Source organism: Actinocatenispora sera (genome assembly GCF_018324685.1).
GTDB lineage: Bacteria > Actinomycetota > Actinomycetes > Mycobacteriales > Micromonosporaceae > Actinocatenispora > Actinocatenispora sera.
Genome location: NZ_AP023354.1, coordinates 3094119 through 3117497 on the forward strand (window position 1 = coordinate 3094119; position 23379 = coordinate 3117497).

24 protein-coding genes are annotated in these 23379 nt (G+C 73.2%); 18 read left to right on the plus strand and 6 right to left on the minus strand.

The window, feature by feature from the left end; genetic code table 11:
* Window positions 1-7: 7 nt before the first annotated feature.
* Window positions 8-439 carry an acyl-CoA thioesterase gene (locus Asera_RS14890; RefSeq protein ID WP_030448454.1) on the plus strand — a complete coding sequence of 144 codons (432 nt, stop codon included), beginning with the start codon at window positions 8-10 and terminating at the stop codon, window positions 437-439.
* A gap of 114 nt (window positions 440-553) precedes the next feature.
* On the opposite strand, the gene Asera_RS33105 is transcribed toward Asera_RS14890, so the two are convergent.
* The gene (locus Asera_RS33105; RefSeq protein WP_030448453.1) at window positions 554-1489 is read right to left on the minus strand and encodes a GNAT family N-acetyltransferase; all 936 of its coding nucleotides are present in this window, start codon (window positions 1487-1489) and stop codon (window positions 554-556) included.
* Between the two features lie 224 nt (window positions 1490-1713).
* Between Asera_RS33105 and Asera_RS14900 the strand changes: the two genes are divergently transcribed.
* Window positions 1714-2715: a L,D-transpeptidase gene (locus Asera_RS14900; protein ID WP_169745892.1), complete on the plus strand. Its 1002-nt coding sequence runs from the start codon at window positions 1714-1716 to the stop codon at window positions 2713-2715.
* Window positions 2716-2736: 21 nt separating this feature from the next.
* Here Asera_RS14900 and Asera_RS14905 read toward each other — a convergent pair whose 3' ends face one another.
* Window positions 2737-3120, minus strand: a complete 384-nt coding sequence (locus Asera_RS14905) for a nuclear transport factor 2 family protein (RefSeq protein ID WP_030448451.1) — start codon at window positions 3118-3120, stop codon at window positions 2737-2739.
* A gap of 80 nt (window positions 3121-3200) precedes the next feature.
* Between Asera_RS14905 and Asera_RS14910 the strand changes: the two genes are divergently transcribed.
* Window positions 3201-3965, plus strand: a complete 765-nt coding sequence (locus Asera_RS14910; RefSeq protein WP_030448450.1) for a helix-turn-helix domain-containing protein — start codon at window positions 3201-3203, stop codon at window positions 3963-3965.
* A gap of 104 nt (window positions 3966-4069) precedes the next feature.
* Here Asera_RS14910 and Asera_RS14915 read toward each other — a convergent pair whose 3' ends face one another.
* Window positions 4070-5041, minus strand: a complete 972-nt coding sequence (locus tag Asera_RS14915) for a zinc-binding dehydrogenase (protein ID WP_030448449.1) — start codon at window positions 5039-5041, stop codon at window positions 4070-4072.
* A 156-nt stretch (window positions 5042-5197) separates the two neighbouring features.
* Between Asera_RS14915 and Asera_RS14920 the strand changes: the two genes are divergently transcribed.
* From Asera_RS14920 to nudC, 9 genes are all read left to right on the plus strand, one after another.
* Window positions 5198-5794 carry a TetR/AcrR family transcriptional regulator gene (locus Asera_RS14920; RefSeq protein ID WP_051802744.1) on the plus strand — a complete coding sequence of 199 codons (597 nt, stop codon included), beginning with the start codon at window positions 5198-5200 and terminating at the stop codon, window positions 5792-5794.
* Window positions 5795-5852: 58 nt separating this feature from the next.
* Entirely contained in the window at window positions 5853-6785 is a 933-nt protein-coding gene (locus Asera_RS14925) for an SPFH domain-containing protein (RefSeq protein ID WP_030448447.1), read from the plus strand.
* A 47-nt stretch (window positions 6786-6832) separates the two neighbouring features.
* The gene (locus Asera_RS14930) at window positions 6833-7060 is read left to right on the plus strand and encodes a type II toxin-antitoxin system antitoxin (protein WP_030448446.1); all 228 of its coding nucleotides are present in this window, start codon (window positions 6833-6835) and stop codon (window positions 7058-7060) included.
* 2 nt (window positions 7061-7062) lie between these two features.
* Window positions 7063-7704: a GPP34 family phosphoprotein gene (locus Asera_RS14935; protein WP_030448445.1), complete on the plus strand. Its 642-nt coding sequence runs from the start codon at window positions 7063-7065 to the stop codon at window positions 7702-7704.
* Window positions 7705-7892: 188 nt separating this feature from the next.
* On the plus strand, window positions 7893-8165 hold the full coding sequence (locus tag Asera_RS14940; RefSeq protein ID WP_030448444.1) for a hypothetical protein: 273 nt from the start codon (window positions 7893-7895) through the stop codon (window positions 8163-8165).
* Between the two features lie 218 nt (window positions 8166-8383).
* Complete coding sequence (locus tag Asera_RS14945) at window positions 8384-9457, plus strand: hypothetical protein (protein WP_051802743.1); 1074 nt, start codon at window positions 8384-8386, stop codon at window positions 9455-9457.
* 69 nt (window positions 9458-9526) lie between these two features.
* Window positions 9527-10846 carry a M16 family metallopeptidase gene (locus tag Asera_RS14950; protein ID WP_030448442.1) on the plus strand — a complete coding sequence of 440 codons (1320 nt, stop codon included), beginning with the start codon at window positions 9527-9529 and terminating at the stop codon, window positions 10844-10846.
* Complete coding sequence (locus tag Asera_RS14955) at window positions 10843-12159, plus strand: M16 family metallopeptidase (protein ID WP_030448441.1); 1317 nt, start codon at window positions 10843-10845, stop codon at window positions 12157-12159. The genes Asera_RS14950 and Asera_RS14955 overlap by 4 nt, the downstream gene beginning before the upstream one ends.
* A 149-nt stretch (window positions 12160-12308) precedes the next feature.
* Entirely contained in the window at window positions 12309-13196 is an 888-nt protein-coding gene (gene nudC, locus Asera_RS14960; protein ID WP_030448440.1) for an NAD(+) diphosphatase, read from the plus strand.
* A gap of 119 nt (window positions 13197-13315) precedes the next feature.
* Here the strand turns inward: nudC and Asera_RS14965 are convergent, their stop codons facing one another.
* The gene (locus Asera_RS14965; RefSeq protein WP_030448439.1) at window positions 13316-14269 is read right to left on the minus strand and encodes a helix-turn-helix domain-containing protein; all 954 of its coding nucleotides are present in this window, start codon (window positions 14267-14269) and stop codon (window positions 13316-13318) included.
* Between the two features lie 71 nt (window positions 14270-14340).
* Between Asera_RS14965 and Asera_RS14970 the strand changes: the two genes are divergently transcribed.
* Complete coding sequence (locus Asera_RS14970) at window positions 14341-14664, plus strand: cupin domain-containing protein (protein WP_030448438.1); 324 nt, start codon at window positions 14341-14343, stop codon at window positions 14662-14664.
* Window positions 14665-14668: 4 nt separating this feature from the next.
* Here Asera_RS14970 and Asera_RS14975 read toward each other — a convergent pair whose 3' ends face one another.
* The gene (locus Asera_RS14975; protein ID WP_211255722.1) at window positions 14669-15448 is read right to left on the minus strand and encodes a nitroreductase/quinone reductase family protein; all 780 of its coding nucleotides are present in this window, start codon (window positions 15446-15448) and stop codon (window positions 14669-14671) included.
* A 192-nt stretch (window positions 15449-15640) separates the two neighbouring features.
* On the opposite strand from Asera_RS14975, the gene Asera_RS14980 reads away from it, so the two are divergent.
* The 4 genes from Asera_RS14980 to Asera_RS14995 all read left to right on the plus strand — a co-directional run bounded on the left by Asera_RS14980 (window position 15641) and on the right by Asera_RS14995 (window position 20565).
* Complete coding sequence (locus tag Asera_RS14980) at window positions 15641-16720, plus strand: helix-turn-helix domain-containing protein (RefSeq protein ID WP_084132412.1); 1080 nt, start codon at window positions 15641-15643, stop codon at window positions 16718-16720.
* Window positions 16717-18120, plus strand: a complete 1404-nt coding sequence (locus Asera_RS14985; RefSeq protein ID WP_244843884.1) for an MFS transporter — start codon at window positions 16717-16719, stop codon at window positions 18118-18120. The genes Asera_RS14980 and Asera_RS14985 overlap by 4 nt, the downstream gene beginning before the upstream one ends.
* Entirely contained in the window at window positions 18120-19316 is a 1197-nt protein-coding gene (locus tag Asera_RS14990) for an MFS transporter (protein WP_051802741.1), read from the plus strand. The genes Asera_RS14985 and Asera_RS14990 overlap by 1 nt, the downstream gene beginning before the upstream one ends.
* Before the next feature lie 67 nt (window positions 19317-19383).
* Entirely contained in the window at window positions 19384-20565 is a 1182-nt protein-coding gene (locus Asera_RS14995) for a low temperature requirement protein A (RefSeq protein ID WP_169745891.1), read from the plus strand.
* A 67-nt stretch (window positions 20566-20632) separates the two neighbouring features.
* Here Asera_RS14995 and Asera_RS15000 read toward each other — a convergent pair whose 3' ends face one another.
* A complete protein-coding gene (locus tag Asera_RS15000) occupies window positions 20633-20887 on the minus strand; it encodes a mycoredoxin (protein WP_030448432.1) in 255 nt (84 codons plus the stop codon).
* A gap of 174 nt (window positions 20888-21061) precedes the next feature.
* On the opposite strand from Asera_RS15000, the gene Asera_RS15005 reads away from it, so the two are divergent.
* Window positions 21062-23224 carry an ATP-dependent DNA helicase UvrD2 gene (locus Asera_RS15005; protein WP_051802760.1) on the plus strand — a complete coding sequence of 721 codons (2163 nt, stop codon included), beginning with the start codon at window positions 21062-21064 and terminating at the stop codon, window positions 23222-23224.
* Window positions 23225-23379 lie beyond the last annotated feature (155 nt).

Sequence of the window (23379 nt, forward strand, 5' to 3'; positions counted from 1 at the left end):
CAGCGGCGTGACAACCGAACCGTTCCGCGTCCGGGTGACCGTCCGCGGCTATGAACTGGACACCCAGGGCCACCTCAACCAGGCGGTCTACCTGCAGTACGCCGAGCACGCCCGGTGGGAGGCGCTGCGCGCGGCCGGCGTCGGCCAGGACGCGCTGATCGCCTCCGGCGCCGGTCCGGTGGTGCTGGAGACCACGGTGCGCTACCTGCGGGAGCTGCGCGGCGGCGACGAGGTCGACGTCAGCTGCGCGTTCGAGTACACGCCGGGCCGCAAGACGTTCCGGCTGGTGCAACACCTGGTCCGCGCCGACGGTACGGCGGCCGCCGAGGTCACCGCGGTCGGTGGGCTGCTCGACCTGCACACCCGCCGGCTGGTGGCCGACCCGCAGGCGCACCTGCGCAAGCTCGCGACCGACCCGGACCTGCTCGGCCTGTCCTGACCTTCGCCGCGACGGCGTCCGTCCCGGGGGCTCAGGCGGCGGGCTTGAGGGCGTCCGCCCCCGACGGTGTGCTCGACCGGCGGCCTGGAGGGTGTCCGCTCCGGGGCGGTGAGCTCACCCGGCGGGCTTGAGCATGGGGGCGTCCCGGGAGATCTCCCGGAACCCGAGGCCCTGGTACAGCCGGGCAGGACCGGAGTCGTGCGCGCCGCCCTCGGCGACTACCGTCGCGTGCCGGGCGCCGGCGGCGACCGCCCGGTGCATGCCGGCGAGCAGCATCGCCCGGGCCAGCCCGAGCCTCCGGTGCTTCGGATGCGTACCGACCGGCTCGAACTCGACGGTCTCGTTGGCCGGGTCGAACCACATGATCGTCGAGGCGGCCATCGTCTCGTCCGGCGCCTCCACCAGCAGGTGCAGGTCGCCGCGGTAGGCGGCCGTCCGCCGCACGTCGGCATAACTCCGTGCGGTGTAGGACGTGCGCTCCCACGCGTCCACGTGCGCCTGGACGGCGGCGTCGGGACCCACCTCGTCGGCGGTACGGAGCCGGTACCCGTCCGGCAGCCTCGGCTCGTCGAGGCCGGTGAGGTCGCGCCCGTTGAGCTGGGTCCATTCGCCGTCGTCGGCGTCCGGCTCGTAACCGTGCGCCGCCCACCGGGCCAGCGCGAACCGTTCGGCGTTGGTCGGTGTCACCGCCCGCTCCAGGCCGGCCGCGACCCCGTCGTACCAGTCGATGATCTCGTCGACGAGGTGCAGGTGGCCGGGATGCACCTGGTAGCTGAGCGACGAGCCGGTGACCTCGGTGGTCGAGCCGTCGCGGCGGCGCACCGTGCGGGGCAGGAACGCCCAGCCCCACGCCACCAGCTCGTCCCCGGCGTACCAGTGGCGGCGCGGCCAGGTCGAGCCGTACGGCGTGCAGCCCTGACCCCAGACCCAGGCCAGCTCCCCGTACGAGGCGCCGGCGCTGATGTGGTCCGGCCGCAAGGCGGTGACCCGCTGCGCGAGCCCCTGCATCAGCGGGATGTCCGCGGCCGTCAGCAACTCGGAGTCGGTCATGGGGCGCACTGTGCCAGCGCGGGCCCGGACGCGTCGAGTGACTTTCCCCGCCGCGCTCGCCGACCGAGTCGGGCATGTCGGACGTCGTGGTGGTCGAGTACGGCACAATGCGCGCCGCCGACTGGACGGCGGGTGGTGTAACGCTCCTAGTCTGGGGACTCGGATGTCTGTGGAGTGTGTGCCGGGTATGCCGCCCGGTGCGCCCGATGCGGGTGGGGTGCGGCGTGAGTCTTTCTCGGTACCGGCGTTCTCGCCTCGCGCTGGTCGGAGTGCTGGCGGCGGCCGGCCTCGCGCTGTCGGCCTGCTCGTCCGGCGGTGGCGGTGGGCATGACGCGTCCGGCCCGTCGAGAGCGCCGGCCGGCAAGCACTCGCCGAGCCCGTCGCCGAAGCCGACCGGGGCGCCGGTGCACGTGTCGCTGCTGGAGGGCGACGGCAACACCTACGGCGTCGGGATGCCGATCATCGTCTACTTCAACAAGGCGATCACCGATGCCGCCGCGTTCGAGAAGGCGGCGAAGGTGACGGTGAACGGCCAGCCGGCCGGCGGCGCCTGGTACTTCCAGCACAGCGGTCGCTCCGACCAGGCGCTGGAGGGCCACTACCGGCCGGAGAAGTACTGGCCCGGGCACGCGAAGATCGAGATGAAGCTGCCGGTCAAGGGGCTGTCGGCGGGGCCGGGGCTGGTGTTCGACGACAGCCTGACGCTGTCGATCGCCACCGGCCCGGCGAACGTGTCCGCCGTGGACTGCTCGGCCGAGAAGATGGTGGTCACCTCGGACGGGAAGACGGTCAAGACGCTGCCGACCTCGTGCGGCGCGGCGAAGACCCCGACGTACTACGGCACCAAGGTGGTCATGCAGAAGGGCGAGGCCGACCCGAAGACCGGCAAGATGCGCCCGGACGGCACCGTCAACATGGTCTCCGACAACCCGGCCGACCCGTACAACCTGATGGTGCCGTGGTCGGTGCGCATCACCAACTCCGGCGAGTACGTGCACTCGGCGTCCTGGAACGGCGGCAACATCGGCCGCCGCTCCACCTCCAACGGCTGCACCAACCTCAACGTCGACGACGCGAAGTGGTTCTACGGTTTCGCGCAGGTCGGCGACGTGGTGACGTACAAGAACACCGGCGGCAACGAGATGCGCGAGTGGGACGGTTACGGCGACTGGAACGTGCCGTGGTCGACCTGGCAGCAGGGCGGCTCGGTCAAGTCCGCGCACTGAACGCCGCCCGCCGGACCGAGATCAGGCCGCGTCGGTACGCCACCAGGCGAGGTTGGCGGCGACGTCGGCGAGCGGCTCCACCAGCTCCCACGCCTCGGCGATCAGCCCGTCCTCCAACCGCCAGATGTCGACGGCGGCGACGCCGGGCCCGCCGCCGTCCAGCCAGCGTCGGGTGGACAGCACGACGTGGTCGCCGTCGGCCAGCAGGTGCAGGATCTCCACCCGCAGCCGGTCGATCGGCACTGCCCGCACGTCGGCGAGCCACTCGGTCTTGGTCGACGAGGTCGAGTCCGGCTTGTGGTGGACGAAATCGTCCCGCAGCAACGGCTCCAGCGCGTCGGTGCCGCCGGTGGCGACCATCTGCTGCAGTGCCTGGGTGACGATGGTCTTGTTGTCCGTGGTCATGCGGCCAGTGTCGCGGTGCTGCCGCACGGTTGTCGATGACATGGCATTTCATGGCGCCGGGCTGCGTAGTCTTGCCGACCATGGACACCGTCGGGGAACTGCTGCGGCAGTGGCGGCATCGGCGACACCGCAGCCAGCTCGACCTCGCGCTGGCTGCGGACGTGTCGGCCCGGCACGTCAGCCTGGTCGAGACCGGCAAGACCCGGCCGAGCGCCGCGATGGTGCTGCGACTGGCCGAACAGCTCGACGTACCGCTGCGGGAGCGCAACCGGCTGCTGCTCGCCGCCGGGTTCGCGCCCCGGTATGCCGAACGACCGCTGGACAGCGACGCGCTGGCCGCCGCCCGCGGTGCGCTGGAGCGCGTGCTGCGCGCGCACGAGCCGTACCCGGCGATGGTGTTCGACCGACGGTGGAACATCGTGCTGGCCAACCGCGCCGTCGACGCGTTCCTCGCCGGGGTCGCGCCGGACCTGCTGCGACCGCCGGTGAACATGGTCCGGCTGGCGCTGGACCCGCGCGGGTTTGCCGAAAACATCGTCAACCTGGCCGACGTCCGGTCGGTGCTGCGGGCCCGCATCTCCCGGCAGCTGGCTGCCGCCCCTGACCCCGAACTCGCCGCGCTGTACGAGCGGTACCTCGCGCCGGGCGATCCGGACGACGACGGCGCCCGGATCGCCTCCGACGTGCTGACCCCGATGCTGTTTCGCTTCGGTGCGGCGCACCTGCGGCTGTTCTCCACCATCACCACGTTCGGCACGCCGCTGGACATCACGCTCGACGAGGTCTCGATCGAGTCGTACTATCCGGCCGACGACGAGACCGCCGCCCACTTCGCGGCCCGCTGAGCAGCCGCCAGGCGGTTGGCCGGGTGAGCGGCCGAGCGCGAGGCCCCGAAGCCGAAGTCCCTGACAGCCGAAGTCCCCAACAGCCTCGGGGCCGATCCGGTGGTTCAGGGCAGCAGCTGGATGCCGCCGATGGTGCGCCGGTCGGCCAGCTCGGTGTGCGCCGCCGCGGCGTCGGCCAGCGGGTACTCGGCGTGCAACCGCGGGGTGAGCTCGCCGCGGGTGGCGGCGGCCAGCGCCTGCTCGGCGTCGGCCCGCTGCTCGGCGTCCGACTTGGCGAACACCAGGCTCAGCGGCCCGGACACCGCCTGCCCGCTGCGGACGATCGCCGCGGTGTCCAGCGGCGTCCAGTCGCCGCTGGCGAAGCCGTAGATGCCGATCCGGCCGCCGGGCCGTGCCGCGGCCTCGATCGCCTGCGCGCCCAGCGTGCCACCGATCGCGTCGAGCACCACGTCGGCGCCGCGGCCGCCGGTGGCCTCGCGTACCTGGTTCGGCCAGTCTGCGGTGGCGTAGTCCACCGCGTGCTTCGCGCCGGCCTCGCGGGCGGCGGCGACCTTCGCGGTACCGCCGGCGGCGGCGACCACCGTGGCGCCGGCGGCCTGGGCCAGCTGGACCAGCAGCAGGCCGATGCGCCCGGCGGCGGCGGTGACCAGTACCGTTTCGCCGGGCCGTACCTGCATCGCGGTGAGCAGGCCGAGCGCCACGGCGCCCGCCTGGAACACCCCGATCGCGACCTCCAGGCCGAGCCCGTCGGGTACCGGGAAGGTGTAGGCGGCCTTGGCCCGGGCCAGTTCGGCGTAGCCGCCGGCGTTCCGGGTGGTACACGCGACCACCTGCCGGCCGACCAGGGTGGCGTCCGCGCCGTCGCCGACCGCCACCACCCGGCCACCCACCTCGACACCCGGCACGTACGGCAGCTCGACCGGGTAGCTGCCCGCCCGCACGATCACGTCGCCGTAGCTGACGCCGGCGCGCTCGACCGCGACGAGTACCTCGCCGGAGCCCGGCACCGGGTCGTCGACCTGCTCGTACCGCAGGACCTCGGGCGGGCCGAACTGGTGGATCCGGCTGACGTGCATCTGTCCTCCTCGGCGCGGTCCCGCCACGTGTCGCTCGCGGGAACCGCTGATCTGCGAGACACTATGTCTCGTTCGAGCACTAGTGTCTGCCCGGTGCGGTGCGGCGGACAAGCGTCGGTTCGCCGGCGCCGTCCCAGTCGAGACAGGGAGCGGGAAATGTCTCAGCAGACCGGCGATCTGCGGGTGCGACGAACCCGGAAACTGTTGCGCGAGGCGCTGATCGGGCTGATCGAGGAGCGCGGCTTCGATCGCGTGACGGTCGGCGCGATCACCGAGCGGGCGATGATCAGCCGCGCGGCGTTCTACCGCAACTACCGCGACAAGTACCAGCTGGTGGAGCAGATCTTCGACGAGGCGATGGCCGAGGTGCGCGGGCACGTCGCCGACGGCGACCCCGACTCGCGGCGGGCCCGGTGGGTGGCGTTCCTCGAGCACGTCGACGAGTACCACCGGCTCTACGCCGCGCTGCTCGGGGCGCGCGGCAGCGCCTGGTTCGCCAGCCGGATGCGCTCGGCGCTGGCCGAGATGACCGCGCCGCACTTCGCGCCGGACGCGCCGGTGCCGGGGTTGCTGCCCTCGGTGCTCTCGGCGGTGTTCGTCGAGTCGATCGTGTGGTGGCTCGACCACGACCGGCCGGTACCGGCGGCCGAGATCGCCGACCGGTCGGCGGATCTGGCCGGCGCGGTGATCGCCGAGGCGAGCGGCTGGCCGCCGCGGCGGCGCTCGTCGCGGCGACCCGCTGGGAAAAAGTGATATCAGTTTGCTAGCCTGGGTGCAGGCCGGGGCGCCAAGCCGGCCGGGAGGAGTGGAGATGTCCACGACACGCACCCGCGTCGACGACGAGACCGCCGTGCAGATGCCCAGCCCGCAGGTGACCGAGCGCACCGCGACCAGCACGTCCGGCTGGCCGCTGCTGGCCCTGCTGATCGTGCTCGTGGTGCTCGGCGTCGCGCTGATCGCCGCCGGCGGCAACGGTTCGGGCATCCGGGTCGCCCTGGTGCCGATCGGCGTGGTCGCCGCCGTGGTGGGGGTGCTCATCGCGCCCGGGCTCACCGCGGTGGCGCCGGGCGAGGCGCGCGTGGTGCAGCTGCTCGGCAGCTACCGCGGCACCGTGCGCGAGCAGGGCTTCCGCTGGGTGAACCCGTTCACCAAGCGGCACAAGGTGTCCACCCGGATCCGCAACCTGGAGACCGAGACCTCCAAGGTCAACGACGCCGACGGCAACCCGATCGAGATGGCCGCGGTGGTCGTCTGGCAGGTGGCCGACACCGCCCGGGCGGTGTTCGAGGTCGACGACTTCACTGCCTTCGTGGCGATCCAGAGCGAGACCGCGGTGCGCCACATCGCCGGCAGCTACCCGTACGACTCGCACTCCGACGGCGCGCTCTCGCTGCGCGACAACGCCACCGAGATCACCGGCAAGCTCACGGAGGAGATCTCCGCCCGGGTCTCCGCCGCCGGCGTGCGGGTGGTCGAGTCGCGCATCACCCGCCTGTCGTACGCGCCGGAGATCGCCCAGGTCATGCTGCAGCGCCAGCAGGCCGGTGCGGTGGTCGCCGCCCGCCAGCGCATCGTCGAGGGTGCGGTGGGCATGGTCGAGTCTGCGCTGGAGAAGCTGGCCGAGCACGACGTGGTCGAGCTCGACGAGGAGCGCAAGGCGACCATGGTGTCCAACCTGCTGGTCGTGCTGTGCGGCGACCGGGGCACCCAGCCGGTCGTCAACACCGGCTCGCTCTACCAGTAGCCACACCGGATCCGTACGGTCCATTGTGGAGGGTAGGGGAGGCCGGGATGGCGACCGAGCGCAAGAAGCTGCTGCTGCGGCTCGATCCCGCCGTGCACGACGCGCTCGCCCGGTGGGCGGCGGCCGAGCTGCGCAGCACCAACGCGCAGATCGAGTTCCTGCTGCGGCGCGCGCTGTCGGACGCCGGCCGACTGCCCCGCAACGTCGGCGAGCAGCGCCGCCCTGGCCGCCCGCCCGCACGATCCGAACCCACCGACACCGATGCGGAGGACTGACGATGTCGTTGCCCGACGAGCTGCCGGAGCGGGTCTACCTGCTCGCCGTCGACCGCGGCAAGCGCCGGCTGGTGGCCCGCGACCGCATCGGGTACGCGTTGCGCGGCGCCGCGCTGGCCCAGCTGCTGCTGGCCGGCGCACTGCGGGACGACTCGGGGCGCGTCGAGCTGGTCGGCCGCGGCGACGCGGGCGGCCTGGCCGGCCTGCTGCGCGACGAGATCGCCGCCGACGCCCGCCCGCGCCGCTGGCGGCACTGGGTGCGGGCCGGGGCCCGCCGGGCACGTACCGAAGTGCGGGATCGGTTGGTGGCAGCCAGAAACATCACAGTCACCAAAGATCGGGCCCTTGGTCTCTTCTCGGTCGAGCGGATCGATGTTACCGACGTCCTGCCCTTCCAGCGGTACGGCAGCACCATCCGCGGCGTGGCCGGCGGCTCGGCGCTGACCTCCCGGGTCGACCCGTCGGACGCCGCCGCGGTCGCGATTGCCGTCGCCGCCGAGATCGGCACGGTACTCAACGGGGGCGATCGACGGCGAAACACCGCGCGGATCGAGGCCCTGGGCGCCGAGATCGCGCCGGTGGTGACGGCGATCCGGCAGTGCGTGCGCTCCGATCGCGCGGCCCGTTCCTCGGCCAGCGGCTGAGAGCTGAACGCCGCACGGTAGCCCGACCGAAACTGTGCGTCGAGGGTCGACCGGAAGCTTGCCGGAAGTTCCTGTCGAATTCTTGACCGATCCCGCAGGAACGCCGGGACCAGGGGCTGACTGGCGGCCGGATCCGTGCGAGGCTGCCTACGCAACGGAAGCCGGCCTCGACCGCCGGCACGGCGCGGATGCGATTCGACCGCCCCGCTGCGCGCATCGCCATCACGGGGAAGGACACCACCATGCTCGCCGGTACCGGCGCCTCCGGCCGTACCGAACTGCTCCTCGTCCTCGCCATCGCGGCCGCCGGGGTGGCCGTCGCCGCGGCGATCACGCTCGCCCCGTGGCACCCGTCGAACTCGCGCCGGCACCCCGAGACGAGCACCGTGATCGAACTGCGCTCACCCGGTCACCACCATCACCCGGCGCGCGAGGTCCGCCGCACCGTCGACGAGCGCTGACCCGGCGCCTCGTACCCGCCGCCGGGCGGCTGTCCGTGAGCTCGATGCCCGGACGCTGGAATCTTGCTGGACGCGCCGGGTTGCGCCGCCCGGGGGTCGGGCGCCACGATCCGCCGGGGTAGCCGGGGCGTGTCCCGACCGCCGGGCCGCCGCCCGCTACGGTTGCGGTAGCAAGGCCGGGGCCCACCAGCACCCGATCACGCCGGAGAGAGCAGGGGATGACCGAGCACAGCGATCGGGAGAGCACCGGGCGACGCGGCCCGGAACACGACGTGTGGTCCCGCCCCTCGGGCCAGTCCGACCACGTCGTCGTGGTGCCCCCGAGCGCCGCCCGGTCCGGGTCGCTGCCCGGCAGTACCCCGATCGTCCGGCCCGGCCATCCCGCCCACCACGACGCCGAGACCGGCCTGATCACCGCCTCGCACGACCTCGGCGCGCCGCATGCGCCGGACGCCGGCCGCGGGCGGCTGCGCCGCCGGGCGCCGATCGCCCTGGGTGACCCGGCCGCCCCGGCCACGGCGCCGACCGGCGGCCGGCGGCCACCGCGGTTGGGGCTGTTCCTGGGCGTCGCCGGCGGGCTGCTCGGCCTCGGCCTGGTCGTGGTGCTGGTGCTCGCGCTCACCGGCTCGTTCGCCGGTGGCGGCCTCGGCGACAAGCTGCCGTTCGGTGGCAAGGACAAGCAGACCGGTCCGCCGCTCGCGCAGGCCTGCCCGCCGCCCACCGCCACCGCGAACCCCGGCTACCGGGAGGGCCCGCCGCCACCGCCCGGGCCGCGCACCACCGACCCCAAGGCCGGCATCTCGTACCAGCGGTTCGGGTCACCGTGGCAGGACTGGCACGACGACTGGTACGCCGGCCAGCTGAAGGTCCACTACGTCACCGGCCAGTCGTTCGTGACCGAGCGCTACAGCAGCGGCGAGTACCTCGCCTCGGTGCTGTCCGGGTCGGTGCCGGCCACCGTCAACGACGGCAACATCCTCGACCTCAAGTGCGTCGGCCAGCAGATCGTCGCCGACGTGCGCAAGTCGTACTACCCGCAGCCCAACCAGATGGACTCGATCGAGAGCAAGCAGACCACCGTCGGCGGCCTGCAGGCCTGGGTGTCGATCTTCCGGCTGCACTTCGACGACAGCGCGCAGGGGCTCAAGGCCAAGAGCGAGCTGGTCGGGGTCGCCACCTTCGATGTCGGGAAGCCGACCGCGGCGGTGCTGTACGTGTCGATTCCGGGCACCCACCAGCAGTACGACTCGGTGGTCAAGGACGCCATCGACTCGGTACGGGCGGCGAACTGACCCGCCGACCGAGCCGGCCCTGTCGGGGTCCGCTGACGATTCGGGCCAATGGCGGATAGGGTCGCACTCGTGCCCGCTCTCAGCGCCCGCCGCGTGCGGATCCCGACGACAAGCTTCCCGGTCGAACAGTTCACCCTGGCCAACGGCCTGCGGGTGGTGTTGGCGCCGGACCGCAGCGCGCCGGTGGTGGCCGTCGCGGTCATCTACGACGTCGGCATCCGGTCCGAGCCGGAAGGCCGTACCGGGTTCGCCCACCTGTTCGAACACCTGATGTTCCAGGGCTCGGAGAACCTGGAGAAGCTCGCCCACTTCCGCTACGTGCAGGGGTCCGGCGGCACCTTCAACGGCTCCACCCACCTGGACTACACCGACTACTACCAGTTCCTGCCGTCCAACGCGCTGGAGCGCGCGCTGTTCCTCGAGGCCGACCGGATGCGCCGGCCGAAGATCACCGAGGAGAACCTGCGCAACCAGATCGACGTGGTCAGCGAGGAGATCCGGGTCAACGTGCTGAACCGGCCGTACGGCGGGTTCCCGTGGCTCAAGCTGCCGCCGGTCATGTTCGACACCTTCCCGAACGCCCACGACGGCTACGGCTCGTTCGTCGACCTCAACGCGGCGACCGTCGCCGACGCCGAGGACTTCTTCACCACGTACTACGCGGCGAGCAACGCCACGCTCGCGCTGGCCGGCGACTTCACCGTGGAGCAGGCCACCGAGCTGGTGCAGCGGCACTTCGCCGACGTGCCGGCGCGCCCCCGGCCGGTGCGCCCCAGCTTCGCCGAGCCGGACCTGACCGCCGAGCGCCGTGACTCCTATGTGGACGAGAGGGCGCCGCTGCCGGCGTTCGCGTCGGCCTGGCGGGTTCCCGACCCGATCACCGACTTCGACGCGTACCTGCCGTATGTGGTGCTCGCCGAGGTGCTGACCGACGGCGACTCGTCCCGGCTGGTCGAGCGGCTGGTACTCAAGGACCGCGCGGTGACCGGCATCGGCGGCTACCTCGGCTTCATGGGCGAACCGTTCGAGGTGCGCGACCCCACCGCGCTGCTGCTGTCGGCGCACCTGCCGCCCGGCGGCGCGATCGACGACGTGCTGCGCACCGTCGACGAGGAGCTCGACCGGCTCGCCACCGACGGCCTGGCCGCCGGCGAGCTCGACCGCACCAAGGCGCGCATCGCCACCCAGCTGCTCCGCGACCTCGACCCGGTGCTCGGCCGCGCGCTGCGGATGGGCACCATCGCCCAGCAGCGTGGCGACGCCGCGCTCACCAACGAGCTGCCCCGCCTGCTCGGCGAGGTCACCGAGGAGTCCATCGTGTCCGCTGCCGCCGCCCTGCGCCCCGCCCGGCGCGCCACCGTCGAGGTCGTACCGGGGGGTGCCGCGTGAGCCGCCCGGTTCCGGCGCTGACGCCGGCGCGGAAGCTGAAGCTGCCGCGTACCGCGGAGCGCACCCTGGCCAACGGGCTGACGGTGATCGCCGCCCGGCGCCCCGCCGTACCGCTGGTGGAGTTGCGGCTGCGCATCCCGTTCGCGAAGACCAACGTGGCGCGCGGCATGCTGCTGGCCGAGACGCTGCTGTCCGGTACCTCCGAACTGTCCAATGTGGAGCTGTCGGCGCAGCTGCAGCGGATCGGCGGCCACCTCGGCGCCAGCGCCGACCCGGACCGGTTGCTGCTCGGCGGCGCGGCTCTGACCTCCGGCCTGCCCCGGCTGCTGGAGCTGCTCGGGCTGGTGCTCACCGACGCGGTGTACCCGGCCGGTGAGGTCGCCGCCGAGCGCGACCGGCTCGCCGACCAGATCCAGGTCGCGAAGACCCAGCCCGCCTACCTGGCCCGCGCGGCGCTCAACCGCCGCGTCTACGGCCGCCACCCGTACGCGAACCAGACCGCCGAGCCGGCGCAGGTCGCCGCGGTCCGGCCGACCGTGCTGCGCTCCCTGCACGCCGAGCGGGTGCACCCGGCCGGTTCGGTCCTGGTCATCGTCGGCGACGTACCGCCGACGAAGGCGCTGGACGCGGCCGAGGCGGCGCTGTCGTCCTGGAACGGTGGCGGCAAGACCGTCGAGCTGCCGCCGGTGCCGCCGATCGACGGGGGCCCCGTGCTGCTCGCCGACCGCCCCGGCTCGGTGCAGTCCTCGCTGCGGATCGGGCTGCCCGCGGTCGGCCGCACCGACCCCGACCACGCCGCGCTGCAGCTGGCCAACCTGGTGTTCGGCGGATACTTCTCCTCCCGGCTGGTGGAGAACATCCGGGAGGACAAGGGATACACCTACTCGCCGCGCTCGGCGATCGAGCACAGCACCGCCGGCTCGGCGATCGTGGTGTCCGCCGACGTCGCCACCGAGGTGACCACCCCGGCCCTGGTCGAGACCTGGTACGAGCTGGGCCGGCTCGCGTCCACCCCGGTCGGTGCGGACGAGCTGGAGCAGGCCCGGCGGTACGGGATCGGCACGCTTCAGCTCAGCCTCGCCACCCAGGCCGGCCTGGCCGGGCTGATGTCGTCGCTGGCCGGCTCCGGGCTGCGGCTCGACTGGCTGACCGGGCACGCCGAGCGGATGGCGTCGGCCACCACCGAGCAGGTCAGCGCCGTCGCGGCGCGGTACTTCGCGCCGGCGCGGGCGGCCACCGTGGTGCTCGGCGACGCGAAGGTCGTGACGCCGTCGCTGTCGGCGGTCTTCCCGATCGACGACGGCGAAGACTGAGGGTGGCACCGGCCCTCACGCCGGCCCGGCACCGACCGGTACACGATCGGTGGATAGTCGTACCGGCCGGTGGGTACGCACAGTGACGTGACCGGGTCCGCCTCGTTGATCATCGAGCGGGCCCGGCTCGTCGACAGGGGGACACACACATGCCATGCGGGACAACGGAAATAGCCACCCAGCTCTACCGCGGCGCGATCGACCGGGCCACCGTCCGGCGCACCGACGCCGCCTGGCTGGCCGCCGCCTGGCCGACCGCCCGGGTACTGATCGTGCAGGGCGACCGGGCGCTCGTCGCCGGCGACCCGCCGCACCTGGTGTACCTGCCGGCGGCCGACGCGCCGCCCGGCGAGCGGCTGTTCCTCGGCATCGGCACCGACGACGTGCCGTACTTCGCGATCGCCGCGGCGCTGCCCGAACTGCCCGATACCCGGCCGCACTCGCTGCGCTCCGTCGGGCACCTGCTCGGTGACGTGGACGCCGACCTGTTCACCACCGCGGTGGCGCTGGCGAACTGGCACGCCGCGCACCGGTACGACCCGGCGACCGGCGCGCCGACCGAACCGGCCGAGGCCGGCTGGACCCGGGTCACCGCCGCCGGCGGCACCCTGTGGCCGCGTACCGACCCGGCGATGATCGTGCTGGTGCACGACGGCGTGATGGGGCCGGACGGGCGCTGCCTGCTCGCGCACAAGCCGGAGTGGCCGACCGACCGGTACTCCTGCGTCGCCGGCTACGTGGAGCCGGGCGAGTCGGTCGAGGCGGCGGTGGCCCGCGAGGTCACCGAGGAGGTCGGCGTCACCGTGCACAACGTGCGGTACCTGACCAGCCAGCCGTGGCCGTTCCCGCGCTCGCTGATGCTCGCCTACACCGCGCTCGCCGACCCGTCCGCGCCGGTGGTCGTCGACGGTGTCGAGATCGAGCGGGCCCGCTGGTTCCGCCGCGCCGAGTTCGGCACCCCGGCCGGGCCGGCCCTGCCGTTCACCACCTCGGTCGCCTACCTGCTGATCGACCGCTGGTTGCACGAGCGCCCCTGACCCGCCGGCGGCCCGGTGCCACCTGGCGGGAGCGCATCCGACCCGCCGGCGGCTCGGCGGCACCGGGCGGGAGCGCCCGACGGGGCGTCAGCCGGCGCCGGAGGCTGCCCAGGCTGGCGTCAGCCGGCCCGGCCGAAGGAACGGCGGTACGCGGCCGGGGTGGTGTGCACGATCGTCCGGAACCGGCGGCGCAGGTTCGCCGCCGAGGACAGGCCGGCCCGGGTGGCGATCGCCTCGACCGGCAGGTCGGTGTCCTCCAGCAGGGTCCGGGCGGTGAGTACCCGCTGGACGAGCAGCCACTGGCCGGGCGTGGTACCGAGCTGGTCGGCGAAGCGGCGCGCCAGCGTGCGCGGCGACACGTTGGCGCGGGCGGCCAGGTCGGCCACGCCGAGCGGTTCGTGCAGCCGTTCGGTGGCCCAGTCGAGCACGGGTGCCAGCGACTCCGCCGGATGCTCCGGTCGGGGCGGCGCCGCGTACTGCAGCTGGCCACCCTCGCGGTGCGGCGGCATCACCATGTGCCGGGCGATCTGCGCTGCGTGGGCCGCCCCGAGGTCGGCACGGGCCAGGTGCAGGCACAGGTCGATCCCGGCGGCGGTGCCGGCGCTGGTGGCGACGTCGCCCAGGTCGAGGTAGAGCGTGTCGGGCTCGACGTCGACGGCGGGGAAGCGGGCCGCGAGCTCGTCGGCCATCCGCCAGTGGGTGGTGGCGCGCCGCCCGTCCAGCAGGCCGGCCTCGGCGAGCAGGAACGCACCGGAGCAGATCCCGACGATCCGGGCGCCGCGGCGATGCGCCCGCCGCAGCGCCCGGATCGCCGCCGACGGTGCGGGACGGTCGCGCTGCTGCCAGCCGGGTACCACGACGGTGTCCGCACCGTCCAGGGCGCGCAGCCCCCGGCGGACCGCCATGTCGTAGCCGGCCAGCGTCGGCACCGCGCCCGGCCGCGGCGTGCACACCCCGAAGTCGTAGTACGCGGGGACGTCGGGGCGGCGGGTGCCGAACACCTCGGCGGCACAGGCAAGTTCGAACGTCGACTGCGGCGGCAGGACCAGCGCGACGACCCGATGTCGGCTCATGGCAGGAAAGTACCTGGTGGAGTCGTTACCGACACTGGCGCGCGGCCACTTCTCGTGGTGACGATGAGCGCATGACGGACGAGAACAGCGACGTGTGGGTGGTTCAGGTCGACGAGGTCGAGGCGGTCGAGGTGGCACCGGGCATCCGGCGCCGGCGCCTGTCGACCACCGAGTGGGCCAGCGGCTGGCTGTACGACTTCGCGCCGGGCGCGGAGTGGCCGGAGGTGGACGTGCACGAGGGCGAGGAGCGTTACTACGTGGTGTCGGGAGAGTTCGTCGACCGGGGCCGGCGCCTCGGGCCGGGCAGCTACGTGGTGTTCGCGCCGGGCAGCCGGCACCAGCCGCGGACCGATACCGGCGCCCGCATGCTCGGCATCAGCATCCTCAACCGCTGACGGGTCACCAGGTGTCGGGGAGGGTGTCGAGGGCGGGGAGCAGGGCGCGTTCCTCGGCCCCGAAGTGCTCGTCCAGCTGCCCGGCGAGCTCGGTACGGGCGGCGCCGAGGCCGGCGGCGTCACCGGCGGCGGCGAGCGCGTCGAGTGCGCGCAGGCGTTCGGCGACGAGCCGGTGTTCGGCCCGGAGCCGGTCGATCGTCCCGGCGAGGTCGGGGAGTGCGGCGAGCAGCCGCGGGAACGTCGTGTCCTCGCTGTGGTGGTGCTCGCCGACCTCGGCGCACCAGGCCAGACAGTGCCCGAACACGTCGCCCGCCGCGGCGGCGCCGGCGAGTTGGGCCCGCAGCGCGGTGTGGGCGCGGACCAGTTGCACGGCGACGGCGAGGCCGCGATCGCTGTGGTCCATCCGGTACAGCGCGACGACCGGGATCGTCCGGTCGGTGCCACGCTGGTACGCGGCGTAGGCGGGAACGCGCTCGCCCTGCTCGCGGTAGCACCGGTCCCGCTCGGCGCCGTGCAGCGGGGCGGCGACGACCCGGTACCGGTCGGTGCCGACCTCGACGTGGCCGACCGGGTCGGCGAGCAGCCGGCGGTACCAGCGGGGATCGTGGTCGCGGCCGGCGTTGGAGGCGTAGACGAGCAGCCGGTCGCCCTCGTCGTGGTGGCCGATGGGGCTGGTGATCCCGCCGGCGGTGAGCAGCAGCAGGTCGGCGCCGGTGAACGGGCCGCCGACGCGCCCGGCGTTGGCCCGGAACTCGTCGATCACCGCGCGGTTCGGGTTCGGCATCGGTCTCCTCGATACTGTCGACATTGTTTGACCACAGCACTGCTTTGACCACAGCACTGCTTTGACCACAGCACTGCTTTGACCACGGCACTGCTTTGACTGCAACGCTGCTTTCGCGACGATGCAGCTCCGATGACGAAGCTGCTTTGACGGCAAAGCATTTGCAAGCAAAGCTAATTTGGAGACGAACGTATGTCAACCCGATCCGGGCTCGACGTCGACGACGCCACCCGGCAGATGCTGCTGCTGATGCCGCGGCTGGTCGGCCGGGCCAAGAAGCTCGCGGTGCCGCCCTCGCTCGCCTCGTTCGGTCTGGCGCCGAGGCATCTGACGCTGCTCGCGCTGCTGCTGCTCGACGGCCCGATGACCGTGCGGGTGCTGGCCGACCGGCTCGAGGTGGCGCCCACGACGGTGAGTCTGATGGTCGCCGACCTCAGCCGGCAGGGGATCCTGCGCCGCAACGAGGACGACACCGACCGGCGTCGCGTCATCGTCGACATCGACTCCGGGCACCGCCGTGACATCGACGCCTGGCTCTCCGGCTCCGCCAATGCCTGGCGGGACGCGCTGGAACCGCTCACCGCGGCCGAGCGCGAGCTGGTCGTCTCGACGTTGAAGCGGTACGAGGAAGGGGTTGAAAGGACTCTTTCGAAAGAGCAGCTTCGACGCGTGCCCGACGACGACATCGACCACTCAGTGCCGAAACGCACGCTGCGCGATCCGCGCGAGCTGCGCGCCATGGCCCATCCCGTCCGGATCCGGATCATGGACGAGCTGTTCATCGCCGGCTCCCTGACCGCGAGCCAGCTCGCCGACCGGATCGGCGAGAGCCCCGCCAACTGCTCCTGGCACCTGCGCCAGCTCGCCAAGTACGGCTACGTCGAGGAGGCCGGCGGCGGTACCGGGCGCCAGCGGCCCTGGCGCCCGGTGATCGAGTCCCGCAGCTGGGGTGACCGCAGCGAGGGTGAGCTGGCCGCCGCCGGAGCGGCGATGGCCGACCTGATGTACCGGCACGAGTTCGCCGAGCACGAGGAGTACCGGCACCGCCAGGACAGCGAGCCCGCGGACTGGTACGACGCGGCGTACTGGAGCCAGTCGTTCGCCTGGCTGACCGCGGCCGAACTCACCGAGCTCAAGGAAACCATCATCGGCCTCGTGCTGCGCTACGCCGAGCGGTTCACCGACCCGGCCACCCGGCCCGCCGACGCCCGTGCCGTGCGCCTCGTATCCTGGGGTTTCCCGGCCAGGCCGTGGTCGGAGGACCGGAAGTGAGGCGGCTGCTGCGGGCGCCCGGCCCGGACAGCCTGTGGCGCAACCGGGACTTCAACCTGCTGTGGGGCAGCCAGGCGTTGTCGGGCCTGGGCAGCTCGATGTCGTCGCTGGCCTACCCGCTGGTGATCCTGGTCCTCACGCACAACGCGGTGCTCGCCGGCGCCGTCGGTACCGCCGCGATGATCGCCAAGACCGCGGTCCGGCTGCCGGTCGGGGTGCTGGTCGACCGGGTCAACCGGCGACGGATGATGCTGGGCTGCGACGCCATCCGGCTGGTCGCGTTCGCCGGGCTGACCGTGAGCCTGCTGCTCGGGTACGGCAACGTGCTGGTGATCCTCGTCGTGGCGGTGCTCGAGAGCGTGTGCGCGGCCGCGTTCGACACCGGGGCGATGTCGGCGGTGCGCAACCTGGTACCGCTGGACCAGGTGCCCACCGCGGTCGCCCGGGACGAGGCCCGCACGTACGCGGTGGGGCTGGTCGGGCCGCCGATCGGCGGCGCGGTGTTCGGCCTCGGCCGGGCCCTGCCGTTCCTCGCCGACGCGATCAGCTACCTCGTCTCGCTGGTCGGCCTGCTGCTGATCCGCCGCCCCATGCAGGAGAAGGCGACGCCGGCCGACACCGACACCTCGCCGCTGCACGACCTGCTCGAAGGGCTGCGGTACACCGTCACCACGCCGTTCCTGCGGGCCGCGATGCTGATCGCCGCACCGCTCAACTTCGCCATCAACGGCATGCTGTTCGGCATCATCATCCTGTTGCAGCGCAACGGCACCCCGCCCGTGCTGATCGGTACCGTGGAAACCATCGTGGGCATCGGCGGCCTGATCGGCGCGATCGCGGCGAGCAGCCTGATGCGCCGGTTCCGCTTCCCGGTGCTGCTGCGCGGCATCACCCTGATCGGTGTCCCGCTGATGCTCGCCGCGCTGCCGCTCGCCTCGTCCCCGCTCGCCGCCGCGCCGATCGCGCTGGTGATCCTGCTCGGGCCGCCGCTCAACGCCGGCCTGTTCGGGCACCTCGCCGTGATCACCCCGGACCGGCTGCTGGGCCGGGTCAACAGCGCCTTCATGACCGCGGCGATGGGTCTCGCCGCGCTGGCCCCGGTACTGGCCGGCATCCTCGCCGAGCACTTCGGCGCCGCCGGCGTGGTCCTCGCGTTCACCGCCGCGTTCGCCGTCTCCACGGTCGTCGCGTTGACCGCCAAGGGGATCCGCGAGATGGGCCCGCTCACCACGAACGAGACCGGTGACACCGAGACCGGCGAGACCGGGCCCGGCGCGACCGAGATCGGGGAGTCCAGGGAGTCCGAGGAGTCCGGGCTCGGCGGTGCCGGCGGTACCGAGACCGACGAGTCCGGGGCCGGCGGCGCCGGGCACCGACCGGGTACGGGGGAGGCGGGCTGATGCGCGCCCTGATGGCGAACCGGAACTTCCGGCTGCTGTTCGTCGGCATGGCAGCCAGCATGATCGGCGACTCGATGCTGATGCTGGTACTGGCGATCTGGGTGAACCAGCTGACCGGCTCGGCCAGCGCCGCCGGACTGACGCTGCTCGCGCTGGCCGCACCCACGCTGCTCGCACCGATCGCCGGCTGGCTGGTGGACCGGCTGCCGCGGCGCGGGTTCCTGTTCGGGGCCAACCTCGCCTCGGCGGCCATCATGCTGCCGCTGCTCGCGGTGCACGGGCGCGGCCAGCTGTGGCTGTTGATCGTGGTGACCGTCGCGTACGGGGCGTCGTTCGTGTTCGTCGATCCGGCCCAGACCGGCGTGATCAAGCACGTCGTCCCGGCCGAGGCGCTCGGCGCCGCCAACGGCATGCTGCAGACCGTCAAGCAGGGATTGCGGCTGCTCGGCCCGCTCGCCGGCGCCGGCATCTACGTCGCGCTCGGCGGCCCGGTCGTCGCCATGATCAACGCCGGTACCTTCGTGGTCGCCGCGGCCGCGGTGCTCCTGCTGAAGCTGGGCAGGGCGCCGGTCGCCGGCGCTACCGACACCGCGGTCGAGGAGGCCGGGGCGGAGCCGCCGGGCGCGCTGCTGCACGAGATCACCGCCGGGTTCCGGTACGTGCTGCACGACGTGCTGCTGCGCCGGCTCACCATCGGTCTGCTGGTGGCGATCTTCGCGCTGGAGTTCGTCGAGTCGGGCATCTTCGCGCTGATCGGCGACGTGATGCACCGGTCGACCACGCTGATCGGCGTGATCACCTGCGCCCAGGGGGCCGGCGCGGTCGTCAGCGGGGTGCTCGCCGCGCTCGGCATCGCCGCCCTGGGCACCGCCCGGCTGGCCGTCGTCTTTCCCGCCGCGACGGTGTTCGGGTTCGGGTTCACGCTGGTGCTCGTCGCCGCGAACACGCTGATCCAGCAGCGGGCGCCGCACCGCTACATCGGGCGCGTCGTCGCCGCCTCGGACGGGATCATCTCGGTCGGCCAGGTCACCGCGCTGGCGCTGGGCGCCGGCCTGGTCACGATCCTGGACGCCCGGCTGATCATGGTGCTGATCGGGCTAGGCCTGGCCGGCTCCGCGGCGTACCTGTGGCGCTCCCGGCACGCCGACACCGCGGCACCGGAGCCACAACCGGACCCGGTCGCCACGACGCCGTGACGCCGCCGCACCGACCGCTCGCCCACCGGCGGGCGGGCCGCTGGGGCCTGCCCAGATAATGGCGACCATGTCTGGGGGGAATGCGGCGGGTCGGCACGCGAGCTGGCTGGAACTGTTCTTCGATCTGGTCGTCGTGGCTGCCGTCATGCAACTGGCGCACCGGCTGCACGGCGAGCCGACGCCGGCGGACGTGGGGCTGTTCGTGCTGCTCTACCTCGCGGTGTGGCTCGCGTGGTCGTCGTTCACGCTGTACGCCAACGTCGCCGGCGACCGCACCAGCCAGCGCTCGATGCTCGCCGCGATGGCCGGCATCGCGGTCCTGGCCGCCGCGGTACCGGAGGCCACCGAGCAGCGCGTCGTGGTCTTCGTCGTCGCGTACGTGGTGGTGCGGGTGCTCGGTGCCCGGACGATGCGCCGTACCGGAACGAACCTCACCGCCTGGCCGACCGTGCAGGGGCTGCTCGGCGTCGTACCGTGGCTGGCCTCGATCTGGGTCGAGCCGCCCGGCCGGTACGTGCTGTGGACCGTGGGCGTGGCCATCGACCTGCTGCTGCCGCTCGGTGCGCGGGCCGAGGCCCGGGTACCGCGGTTCGCCCAGCGGATGATCGAGGCGCAGGCACGGCGGGAGGGCCGCCCGGTCGAGGACTTCGCCGCCCGGGTGCCGAAGCCGGCCAGGGTGGACCTCGCGCACCTGGCCGAGCGGCTCGGCCTGTTCATGATCATCGTGCTCGGCGAGGCGGTACTGCAGGTCGTCACCACCGCCGCGGAACTGCCGTGGACCGGTCGGCTGGTCGCCGTCGCCGGGCTCGGCTTCGTGGTGCTCGTCGGCATGTGGTGGCACCTGTTCAGGTACGGCCTGATCGCCAGCGAGGGCCGCAGCCTGCCGGTCTCGGTGGCGATGCCGCTGCACTTCGTCACCACGGTGAGCATCACCGCCGTCGCGGTCGGCCTCGGCGGCATCGTCGCGCACCCCGAGCACGTACCGGCCGCCGACGGCTGGCTGCTCTGCGGCGGCGTTGCCGGCTGGTTCCTCGCCGGCGTTCTGGGCGGGCTGCCCGATCCGGCCAACCGGCGCTGGCTGCTCGCCGCCGGACTGCCGGGAATCGCCGTACCGATCGCGCTCGCCGCGGTCGGCCGGTCGCTGCCCGGCCCGGCGTTCACCGGCGTACTGGTGGTGTTGATGGCCTGGCAGTGGGCCTACAGCACCCGGCAGGAGCAGCGCCGCAGCCGGTTGGTACCGGTCGGGTAGGCTCCGCGCCGTCGCGGCCGTCGGTGGTTCGACGGCCGCGCCGGGCCACCGGGATCGGGCGGCTGCGTCAGGCCGCGGCGAGGGTGGCGAGCTTGTCGCGTACCTGCACGATCGTCGGGTTGGTCATCGCGGTGCCGTCCGCGTACTGGATCGTCGGCACCGTCTGGTTCCCGCCGTTGACGCTCATCACGTACTCGGCCGCGCTCGGGTCCTGCTCGATGTCGACCACCGTGTAGTCGATCTGCTCCCGGTCGAACTGGCTCTTCAGCCGCCGGCAGTAGCCGCACCACGGCGTCGAGTACATCGTGACCGAACCACTCATTGGGGGGTGCCTCCTCATGCACGTCCTGAACGCCGCGTCGCGTGCGCCGGCGCACTGCCAGCCTGCCACGCGTCGCGGACGTCCTCTTCGAGAGCGATAACGTCGTAGCCGGCTGAGACCATCCCCGCTGTGGCCAACGGCGCACAGAATCGGAGGCAGTTCGTGTCGCACGGTGTGCACCCCGACCGTCCAGCGGCACCCCGCGTCACGGCCCCGACCGCCGAGGGCGTGCTGGCCGGGCTCGACGACGACCAGCGCGCCGCCGTCACGGCACCGGCCGGCCCGCTGTGCATCCTCGCCGGCGCCGGAACGGGCAAGACCCGCGCGATCACCCACCGCATCGCACACCGGGTGCTGACCGGCGAGGTGCGCCCGCAACACGTGCTCGCGGTGACGTTCACGGCGCGCGCGGCGGGGGAGATGCGCGACCGGCTGCGCGCCCTGGGCGCCGGCGGCGTGCAGGCCCGCACGTTCCACGCCGCGGCGATGCGCCAGCTGCGGTTCTTCGCCCCCCGGCTGCTGGGTGGCCGGGAGCTGCCCGAGGTGCTCACCAGCAAGGCCCGGCTGATCAACCAGGCCGCCGCCGCGGCCAGGGTGCGGGCCGAGTCGGCGCTGCGGCGCGACCTCGCCACCGAGATCGAGTGGGCCAAGTCGAGCCTGGTCGAGCCGGCCGAATACCCGGTCGCCGCCGCCCGGGCCGGTCGCGACACCCCGGTCGCGCCCGACTCGATGGTGCGCGTCTACCAGGCGTACGAGCAGGCCAAGCAAGATGCCGGCGTGATCGACTTCGAGGACCTGCTGCGGTTCACCGTCTGGGCCATCGAGGAGCACCCGGACGTCGCCGACCAGGTCCGCGCGCAGTACCGGCACTTCGTCGTCGACGAGTACCAGGACGTCAACCCGGTGCAGCAGCGGCTGCTCGCGGCGTGGCTCGGCGGCCGCGACGACCTGACCGTGGTCGGCGACGCCAGCCAGACCATCTACTCGTTCACCGGCGCCTCCGCCGACCACCTGATCGGCTTCCCGCGCCGCTATCCCGGCGCGACGGTGGTGCGGCTGACCCGCGACTACCGGTCCACGCCGCAGGTGGTGGCGCTGGCCAACCAGATCATCGGGCAGGCCCGTGGCGCGCAGGCCCGACTGCGGCTGCAGCTGACCGGCCAGCGCAAGCCCGGCCCGGCGCCGACGATCCGGTCGTTCCCGGACGAGACCGCCGAGGCCGCCGCGGTCGCCGCCCGGTGCGCCGAGCTGGTCGCGGGCGGTACTCCGAGCAGCGAGATCGCGGTGCTGTTTCGCACCAACGCCCAGTCCGCGGCGTACGAGGATGCGCTGACCGACGCCAACGTGCCCTATCAGGTGCAGGGCAGCGCCCGGTTCTTCGACCGGCCCGAGGTGCGCCAGGCGATGGTCGCGCTGCGGGCCGCGACCCGGGCGGTGGAGCCCGGTACCCCGCTGCGGGTGGCGATCGTCGACGCGCTGGCCGCCACCGGCTGGTCGGCCGACTCGCCGCCGCCCGGCGGCGCCGGCCGGGAGCGCTGGGAGGCGCTCGCCGCGCTGGTGCGGCTGGTCGCCGACTTCCGGCCACCGCCGGGCGAGGACGGCGGCGAGCCGACCGCGGCCGACGCGCTGACCGCCTTCCACGCGGAGCTGACCCGCCGCGCCGCCGCCCAGCACGCGCCGGCCGTCGACGGCGTCACGCTCGCCTCGCTGCACGCCGCGAAGGGCCTGGAGTGGGACGCGGTGTTCCTGGTCGGTCTGGTCGAGGGCACCCTGCCGGTCGGCTTCGCCCGCACCGACGACCAGATCGAGGAGGAGCGCCGGCTGCTCTACGTCGGGATCACCCGGGCCCGCGAGCAGCTCTGGCTGTCCTGGCCGCAGGCGCGTGCGGACGGCGGCCGGCCGCGCCGCCCGTCCCGGTTCCTGCCAGCGTCGACCGCCGGCGCCGTTCCGTCGGCGGGTGTCGCCCGGCCGGAGCGGCCGGCCGCTGCCCGCCGGCGCCGCGGCACGCTGGTGCTGTGCCGGATCTGCGGTGCCACCCTCAGCGAGGCCACCGACCGCAAGCTGGGCCGGTGCAGCGACTGCCCGTCCGACCTCGACCCCGAGCTGTACGACCGGCTCGTGTCCTGGCGCGCCGACGTCGCCGCGCAGCAGCGCATCCCGGCCTACGTGGTGTTCACCGACGCCACCCTGGCCGCGCTCGCCGAGCTGCGCCCGGACGCACCCGAGACGCTGGTGCAGATCCCCGGCATCGGCGCCCGCAAGCTCGGCCTGTACGGCAAGGCCGTGCTGGCCCTGATCGACGGCACCGAGGCCGACCAGGCCGTCGCGATGGTCTGACCGGAAACGGCCCGACCGGCGCGGGCCACGACGACCCGCCGGACCCGGCGGCCGGGCCCGGATCCGGGCTGGCGAGCGCCGGTTAGGGTGCTGGTGGCGGGCTGATCCGGGGTCGCTGGCTGGCTTCGACAAGAGACGTCGATAACGTCTTTCGA